4 protein-coding genes are annotated in these 4684 nt (G+C 46.8%); 1 reads left to right on the top strand and 3 read right to left on the bottom strand.

The window, feature by feature from the left end; genetic code table 11:
- A partial coding sequence (locus tag IQR33_RS16775) for a M16 family metallopeptidase (protein WP_193843865.1) occupies window positions 1–951 on the bottom strand: 951 nt, incomplete at its 3' end.
- 364 nt (window positions 952–1315) lie between these two features.
- Here IQR33_RS16775 and IQR33_RS16770 point away from each other — a divergent pair.
- Window positions 1316–3202, top strand: a complete 1887-nt coding sequence (locus tag IQR33_RS16770; RefSeq protein WP_054575394.1) for a methyl-accepting chemotaxis protein — start codon at window positions 1316–1318, stop codon at window positions 3200–3202.
- A 117-nt stretch (window positions 3203–3319) separates the two neighbouring features.
- Here IQR33_RS16770 and fecE read toward each other — a convergent pair whose 3' ends face one another.
- Together fecE and IQR33_RS33310 are read right to left on the bottom strand one after the other, a co-directional pair.
- Complete coding sequence (gene fecE, locus IQR33_RS16765) at window positions 3320–4084, bottom strand: Fe(3+) dicitrate ABC transporter ATP-binding protein FecE (RefSeq protein WP_054575393.1); 765 nt, start codon at window positions 4082–4084, stop codon at window positions 3320–3322.
- 2 nt (window positions 4085–4086) lie between these two features.
- A partial coding sequence (locus tag IQR33_RS33310) for a FecCD family ABC transporter permease (protein ID WP_228013942.1) occupies window positions 4087–4684 on the bottom strand: 598 nt, incomplete at its 5' end.

Here is a 4684-nt window from a genome sequence, read left to right as displayed (position 1 = left end):
AGGTTCAGCGGCATCACTGAGTACACGGATCAAACGCTGTTGAATGAGTTGTGTTGCGACTTCATCACGCCACACTTCATGTTGTTGCTCAATCGTCGTGCCGCCACTTAGACCACGCTCAATCACTAAATGAAGACTTGGTGATTCCATCGTGTTACTTGGCAAGATTCTGTTTTCGTTGTTCACTCGAATATCACGGCGCTTCTCTATTACCGTATCCGAGGTACTTTCCCAGTTCGAGAACTTGCTTTTGATAATCTTGGACAGTGAATCTACGTCGATATTACCAGTCACAATCAACTCGGCATTTTGTGGCTGGTACCATTTGTCGTAAAACGCCTTTAACTTACTTGAGGAAGCATTTTGAATCGCTTCGCGAGTACCAATTGGGTCATGCTCACCATACATAGTGCCTTCAATCGAGGCTTGGTAAGCATGCATAGAAAAGGACTTATCATCTGGATTAGCACGTCGCCATTCCCCGAGAATCACCCCTTTTTCTTTCTCTACTTGCTCAGGAGCAAACTCAAGTCCGTTACCGATATCTCTCATCCACTTCAGGGCATCTTCTAGCTTCGTATTATTCGCAAGGTCAAGTTGGTAAGACGTTTGCTGATAACTGGTAAAAGCGTTGATATCAGCGCCAAAGCTACCACCAGATTGCTCAAAAAGTTTGACAACGTCGTTACCGGTAAAATGCTCACTACCATTAAACGCCATATGCTCAACAAAGTGAGCGTAACCCTTTTGAGAAGATGTTTCTTGGAATGAGCCGATATTCATCACCAAACGGACCGAGACTTCTTGGTCTTCTGTTGGATAGAGATGGTATTTCATACCGTTCGATAACTGGTCCACGTGCCAGTTGGCGTCAGGTTGAATCGGCGTCGACTGTTGTATCAGAGCACACCCTGACACTAATAACGCGGGGACTAACAATATACTGCGCATAACGATTGCCCATAACAATGATTAAGCTAATCAATATATATCCGGTGCTATAACCTTCACATTTTTAATGGATTATCAGACACGCAAATGTGATAAAGATCACCATTTATTGAAATCAATTCTCATTTACAAAAATCGACAAATCCTTACTTTACAAATACATAAATAATATCGTTCCAAATCCTTTTGCTTATTTGGTGTAAAACTCAAATTCGCGACATGGAGTCAGTATTTATTTTGAGCAATAAAATATAATTATTGAACAGATTCGAATCTGACTTTCTGCTGCATATTCAACAGCGCAGAGAGCACTGATGAGAATAAAAACACAACAACTATTATTCAAAGATCTATTATTCGCTTTATGTTCAAAAATCTATCATTAAAAAACAAACTGGCAATCTCTGCCAGTGCCGCCATCATTCTAGGGGGAGTGCTGGTAGAGGGGCTGTCTTTTCGAGATTCATTAAATAGGCTCGATGTCGAAGTCGCACAGCGACTAGAAAGCACTAGCGCATCTTACAATCAATACGTAAAGGACTGGCTACTCTCTAAAGAGCGCGCACTGACTTCACTCTCTTCTGATTCAGAGAAACGTTCTCTGGTTACGCATTTGAAACAAGTCCGAGACTCTGGCGCGTTCGATAACGTTTTCCTCGCTTACCCGGACGGGTCACAAGACAACGCTAATGGGGTGGTTTTGCCACCAGGTAATAACGATCCTCGTAAGTGGGGCTGGTACACCAATGCAATCGCCAACCCATCGAAAGTCTTTATGGATAACCCGACCGTCGCAGCTGCCACGGGGGCTAACGTCGTGTCGCTCGGTAAAGCCCTGCAATTGCATGGTCAAACCGTCGTTCTGGGTGCTGACGTAGAGATCGGTGATATCCTGAACAGTCTCAACCAAGTGATCCTACCGGGTGAAGGTTATATGTTTATTGCCAATGAACAGGGCAATATTTTCACTCATAACAACGGTAAACTGCTGAATCAACCGGTTAGCAAGCTGGGCCTCAACAACAACGACATTACGTCTGCCGCACGTTCAGGTACAGAGCGTCGCGTCTCTATTAACGGCACCGAATATGTGATTTACGCGCGCCACATAGAGGGTACCAAACTCACAACGGTCACAGTGTTAGATCAAAACTCGTTGGTTGCCCCACTTTACGATGCAGTTTGGGATCAAATCATCGCAACCACTATCGTCGTCGTTATCTGTGTGGCTTTGTTTAACCTGCTATGTAACATCTTGTTCCGTCCGCTCTACAATGTTTCGAATGCGCTTGCGCAAATCGCCAACGGTAGCGGCGATCTGACTCAACGCATCAAAGTAGAAAACCGTGACGAAGTTGGTGAGCTGGCTGAAAACTTCAACCAGTTCGTTGAAAGTTTGCAGCAACTTATTGGTCACATTCGTCACCAAGCGGAAGAACTGAGCCAACAATCGGAGCTGAGCACGACTCGCGCGAATCAATCGGTTTCCGATCTGAACCATCAGCAACAAGAAATCACTATGGTGGCGACCGCTGTGACTGAAATGGCATCAGCAACGCAAGAGATTGCAGCACATGCAGAGCAGACGGCTAAAGCCGCTCAAGACTCTTCAGCAAGCACACAAAACGGTCATGAGTTGGTGATCAATTCCAAATCGTCCATCAATAATTTGTCTTCTGAAGTCAACCAAGCGAGCGTTGTCATCGGTGAGCTCAACCAGCACGCGCAAGACATCTCAACCGTGCTATCAACGATTCGAGACATCGCAGAGCAAACCAACTTACTGGCTCTGAATGCGGCGATTGAAGCGGCGCGTGCAGGTGAACAAGGTCGCGGTTTTGCCGTTGTTGCAGACGAGGTTCGCGTGCTATCACAACGCACACACACCTCAACCGAAGAGATTCGCTCGACGATCGAGACCTTGCAGCAAACCACACAACGCGCAGTGGCCATCATGGATACAAGCTCTCAGCTCGCGCAAGGTTCGGTGGAAGATGCTGATCGCGCAGCACTGGCTCTGGATGAAATCAACGCGGCCGTTGCGCTGATCAGCGATATGGCAACGCAAATCGCGACCGCCGCCGAAGAGCAAACGCACGTAACCAATGAAATCACGCAAAACGTCACGTCCATTAAAGATGTGACCGATCACTTGGTAGTTGGTGCCGAAGAATCGATGAATCAATCTGCTGAGCTGAAATCGCAAGCTGAGGATCTCAACTCGAAAGTAGCAACATTTAAACTGGCTTAAACGCCACATTAAGGACGCTCTTAAAAACAACAAACCCCGCTAGCGACTTTGTTACTAGCGGGGTTTGTTTTTATGGATCGACGTTTTTATTGCAGATAGCTTTCGAAAGACGTAAACCTACACCGCCACACACATCGGCGTGCCTGAGATTGGGTCGTTAAATACTCTCGCTTGTAAATCAAACACCGATGCCAACATACCTTCTGTCAGTACCTCTTGCGGTGTTCCCTGCGTGACTAACTGACCTTTTTCCAACACCACCAAATGATCGCAGTAACGGCACGCTTGGTTTAGATCGTGCAGCACTACGACCACTGTTTTGCCTTTGTCGTTCATCTGCCTCATGAGTTTCATCAGCTCAACTTGGTGAGAGAGATCCAAGTAAGTGGTTGGCTCATCAAGCATCACTACGTCGGTATCTTGCGCCATTACCATCGCAATCCACGCCCTTTGCCTTTGACCGCCAGACAGCGATTCAACTGGCTTGTCAGCAAACTCAATCACGCCAGTATCTTGCATTGCTTGCTCGACTAAGGTCTTGTCTTGTTGACTTAACCGGCCCCAATGAGAGAGATAAGGCGAGCGGCCATATTCGACCAGTTTTCTGACGGTAATACCTTCAGGACTGACAAGAATCTGCGGCAGCAAAGACAACGAACGCGCCAAGCGTTTATCACCGTAGCTGCTTAGTGGTTTGTCGTCATACAACACTTGGCCAGAAGCGGGTTTATTGATGCGTACCAAGGTTTTTAATAGTGTCGATTTACCGCAACCATTTGGACCAACTAGTGCGGTAATTTTACCTTGAGGAATCGACAAAGAGAGATCTGGAATGATGGTCTGTTTGCCGTACGCGACGGATAAGTTCTGCGTTCGTAACATGCTTACCAACCTCTATAACGATACAAAAGAAAAATGAAATATGGTGCGCCAATAACAGATGTCAGCACTCCCGCTGGTAGCTCAATTGGTGGCTGTAAGCCTCTCGCTAAACCATCGGCGCAAATCACCAACAAAGCGCCAAGGGTTGCAGCGGCTGGAATCAACAACTTGTGGTTGTGGCCAAACAGCAAACGCGCAAGATGCGGCGCAAGCAGGCCAACAAAGCTGATCGTGCCTGCCACAGACACACTGATACTCGCCAATAGCACGGCAGCAATCAACGCAATAATTTGGATCTGTCTTGGTTTCGTGCCAAGTGTAGTGGCGCTTTCTTCTCCCAGTCCCATAACATCTAGCCGCCAAGCCAGCCAAAACGCCAATGGTAGTAGCAGCAATAAAGCACTCCAAATAAACGGCACTTGTTGCCAGTTTCGTCCCCAAAAACTGCCGGTTAGCCATACCATCGCCGTGTTGATTTCAATAGGGTGCACAATCAGAAGAAAATCGATACCGCTAGCTAAAAATGCGCTGACAGCAACACCAATCAGCGCCAAACGTGCTGGTGTTGGTTTCGACCAGTAAGCCAGCACAGCAATAAAG

It is taken from the genome of Vibrio sp. OPT46 (assembly GCF_015163535.1).
GTDB classification, from domain to species: Bacteria; Pseudomonadota; Gammaproteobacteria; order Enterobacterales; family Vibrionaceae; genus Vibrio; species Vibrio alginolyticus.
Note: the sequence above shows the minus strand (reverse complement) of the source record. Positions and strands in the feature narration are given on the sequence as shown.

Bases quoted from the DNA above. Each gene is read 5' to 3' on its own strand.
- fecE (WP_054575393.1), bottom strand. From the start codon at position 4,084: ATGTTACGAACGCAGAACTTATCCGTCGCGTACGGCAAACAGACCATC.
- IQR33_RS16770 (WP_054575394.1), top strand. From the start codon at position 1,316: ATGTTCAAAAATCTATCATTAAAAAACAAACTGGCAATCTCTGCCAGT.